We start from the raw sequence: 3,974 nt of genomic DNA, 5'->3' as shown, positions 1-3,974 counted from the left end.
TTACTTTTTCTGGAGTGTCTATATTCGCATTTTTTAAGATAGAAGTATAATCTTCCAGATAATCTTTATCAATTCCTACAAGACGAGGTTTGTTAGGATTGTCAGCAACAAGGTCTTTGAAAGCGGCTGGACCCAAACTATTGTTTATTGTAAAGGTTGTTCTATCAGCTATTTTCTCTTTTGAAAAATGAACGATAATATCACCATACTGTTCAACACCAGCGTAGGCTTTTAGATTATAGATAAAATCTTCATAAGGATCTTTATTTCCAAAGTAGCCATACTTTTCAAATTCAGGTTTTTTCAGCCTTTTACCTTGCAAACCAAAAAGTTGTTCATTTGCTTGACGACGATACTTCGCATTTACAGTACCACCGCTTGTTCCAGTTTCAAACTGGTTCAAAAATCTACTTGAATCTATCAATTTATCTATATTTTCAGATTTGAAACGCATAGCATAACTGCTATTAGCGAAAACTTCTTTTAATTTTTCGCTAACATTTTCAATATCTTCAATAGACAAAGTTTTCTCTACGTAATCATTATACCATTTTCTAGAATTATTAGAGAAATTTGCTAAAGTTTTTATCTTTGTATCTAGTCCTTCAGAGAATTTATCCGTAGATTTCGTATCTTCCTTATAGTCTTTCGCAAACAGTTTTTCTTTAATCGCTTCCCCTTCACGCTCCCAACCTGCAAAGATTTCGTCCAGAGAACGCTTCTCTTTTGCCATTTTTACAGGGGCGTTATTTAGTAATATATCGAGATATGGGCTAATCTGTTCTGCTTCTTCTGTCCTGTCAGTCTTATCAGCCTTGCCTTTCTTATCAGACTTGACTGCAGGCCTGATAGTAGAACGGCAACGAACATGAAATGGCGGTGCGGTTCGACCTGGTTCATATTCTTTAACAGAATGAACCTCGTGATTTTCTAACCTGCATATCTCACTTGTACGACTGTCTAATACCGCTACGATTTCGTAGTGGTCACCACCTAATTCCTTGATAGTATCTAGCGTTGCAAGGTTGTTGTAAAATGTCGTCTCAGTCCTGACAAGCGTATCAGCCCTATGATAGGCAACTCCTGTACGTTCAGAAAGAGCCCTAGCCATTCTATCAATAGACCAACCGCCTGTTAGGCCTTTGTTGATTGTATCGCTGATAGATTTATAAACAGCTGCATCGTGTCCCCACACATTCGTTGAGAATGTTTTACCACTCCAGTTACTAGCCATCTTATGCTTAACTGCATCGACACCCAATATTGGTTTCTCTATGATTCCGAAATGAACCAAGTTCTTAGCTTGATGGATTTTACCTTTGATGTAGACGTCACTCAGAGCCTCTGTGACCTTGTCATGTATGCCGTCTGGCTTTCCATATAGTTCAGCCGTCAGACGCTCAATTTCGGCAAGCAAAGCCTCCTTGCGACTAATACGATGGCGATATCCCAAGGCGTCCAACAAAGGTGTCGGTGTGTCAGGATTTAAAGCCATCTCACGGAATCTTTCAAGAGTTACATTCTTAAACTCTCTACGCTCTTTATCTGTCAGATATTGCTTGGCCTCTGCATGAGTCATTTTATTATCAACTGCATACCTGGCATAGAACTTCTCAATCTCAGAAACCAACTGATGTTTATAGTCAGCTAAGGATTGGCCAATCTGTGCCATGTATCTATCAGCAACTATCTGAGCGTCTTGTTCCTGTTGTAAAGCTCGCTCAGTCCAGTACTCATCTATCTTTTTCTTGTCCTTGGTCGTCATGGTCATCCTCTACCTTTTTGAAATTGGTCCGAGAGTATGGATCTTGTCCTTGTTCTTGTTGTTCTTTCAACCGTTTCTCAACCTCTGGTTGATACCATGGGTGTTGTTCACGAATACTTAGGTCGTCTAAGATACCGATTGAGTTCACACAATCTTGAATGGCTTCAGACTCATTTGAAATGATGTCACGGTTAAAGACATAAGTAAATTTAGATGAATCAAACGCTACTCCTTTGTTAGCTGCATACTGTTCTACAAACCAAAGGAATTGCTTGATACCTTTTTGGAACTCATTTTCTAGCTCGTTACAGTCCAAATCAAGGTCTGTATAGCGCCATTTAAGAGCTTGGCCACTTGCATTGCCTAGATTATCATCTTGGGTATCAATGGCTCTTGCAGCCTCATACAAGAACTTACGAGAGCGTTCGATATCTGCTTCAACTCCGCCAGTATCATTGTCTGCTTGTAGGGTATCTACACCACCATCACTAGAAACTTTAATAGAGCGGAACTTATTCAGATTATTCATGAACTCGCCCAAGTCTGCGCCCTGATAGTTTTTCAAAACATAAATCAGTTTCGGCATATCTGCCAACATATCAGCGTTAGTAGACATTTGAAGTTGAATATTATCAATCAAAGACTTGGTTTGGACTAAAAGACCGTCCTCATACTCGTTATAGCGGAATGGAATCAGAGGGACTTTCTCCCAAGTATAAGGGATCCGTGTGCCGTCTGCGTTGACATAATAAAAATTTCCCTTGGTTTCCTTAGATAGTGGATTGAGTTCAAGGTGTGAACCTGTCCAGATATAATCTGTAATTCCTTGTTCATCGTAGTATTCTACAAATGTTTTAGTCTTCTTTACTCCATTTTCGTAGACTGCCTGTTTGTAGACACGTACAAAGGCAGATAGTTCTAAATGACGCTCGTCTTTCCAAAAAGGGATAATCTGTTCACTTGGGATTTTAAACAAGCGTAGACGGCCGTTCTCATCGTAATAAGGCAAGCCGTAAGCTATTCCTTTCATCACTGCTTCCTTACCGAGCGACTTAATCGTAGATAAAAGGTCCTCGTCAAACACACTATCTAGGAAATCTTGTGATTTTTCTCCTTCAAGAGAGATTGTTGGTTTTTTAGAAAATAAATAACCGACCTTCTGGTCTACCAGTTTCTTAAATAAACCTAATTCAATCCTTGAATTCGTCCGCCAATCCACATCTACTTTCTTATTTCGAATATCCGTGCGATTTCGATAGTAGTTGTAAGCCTCTTTCATCGTGCTTACTTTCTCAGAATTTTGGTGTTCTTTTATCTCAATCTCTAGTATTTCATTTTGGGTTGTATTCTTAATCAACAACCGCCTGATTAACCATTTAAACCAATTACTCAACATTTCTCCTTCTCCTACCAGAATGATATTCCTGGCTGTCTCATATCGTCTTCAAACGCATATCTAGTAGCGTCGATTGTGTGATCATTTACTTCTTCTAGCTTGGGTTTGGGATTTCCATCACGGTCAACTGCATAGTCGGCACTTTCGAACTCTCGTGCAATATTCGGTGTGCGTTCTGGATCTATCACAATCGCATCCAAATCATCTAACCAGCGCTCTCCATACTCACGACTATCAGGACCTTTCTTAGCACCTTGAACAAGCGGAATATTCAACTGCAGTTTTAACTCATCAATCGACTTAGGTTCTGCGCTATCACAGGTTATCATCTGAGATTGATAGCCTTTCTCACGGATTCTTTCAGCTAATTCACGGTTGCTAATCTTCACGCCATAAATCTCATCAATAGCATAGATAACACGTTTCTTCTTGTCGTAATGCCATCTTACAAAAGCCAGAGGGTCATTGGCATATCCAAAGTCGTTACCTTGCCGAATGTTATCAAACCTTGCTAGCTCCTCATCTGTAATCTTGCGGAATACCAGATTTTCAAACGGTGCTACACCCGAACCGATAGCCTCGCCCAGATACTCCCAACGGTAACGCTTCTCTGAACGCTCTCTCGTGGCCTCTGCTTCTTCTATAAACTCTTTGGCGATAAAAGGGTTATCTTTGTATGTCGAATGGTGTACGTGGGTATTAGGAGGCTGTATGACGCTTTCATATTTCTTATTCACCCAAGACTGTTTTCTTTTTGGTGGGTTGTAAGAGTAAAAGAACTTATAAAAAAGACCGTCATCCAATTCTCCACGA

Annotated in this window: 3 protein-coding genes; all 3 read right to left on the bottom strand. The window is 39.9% G+C overall.

Going from position 1 to position 3,974, the window contains the following annotated elements; genetic code table 11:
- Window positions 1-1,765: minor capsid protein (locus SMIDD26_RS03765; protein ID WP_061439014.1), on the bottom strand; the 1,765-nt coding region annotated here is incomplete at its 3' end.
- Window positions 1,734-3,161, bottom strand: coding sequence for a phage portal protein (locus tag SMIDD26_RS03760; protein ID WP_061439012.1), 1,428 nt, complete (start codon window positions 3,159-3,161; stop codon window positions 1,734-1,736). The genes SMIDD26_RS03765 and SMIDD26_RS03760, both read right to left, overlap by 32 nt.
- An 11-nt stretch (window positions 3,162-3,172) precedes the next feature.
- On the bottom strand, window positions 3,173-3,974 hold an 802-nt coding region (locus tag SMIDD26_RS03755), incomplete at its 5' end, for a PBSX family phage terminase large subunit (protein ID WP_246746885.1).

The sequence above is a fragment of the Streptococcus mitis genome, assembly GCF_001579035.1.
Classification (GTDB): Bacteria; Bacillota; Bacilli; order Lactobacillales; family Streptococcaceae; genus Streptococcus; species Streptococcus mitis_J.
This window is presented reverse-complemented; position numbering and strand designations above follow the sequence as displayed.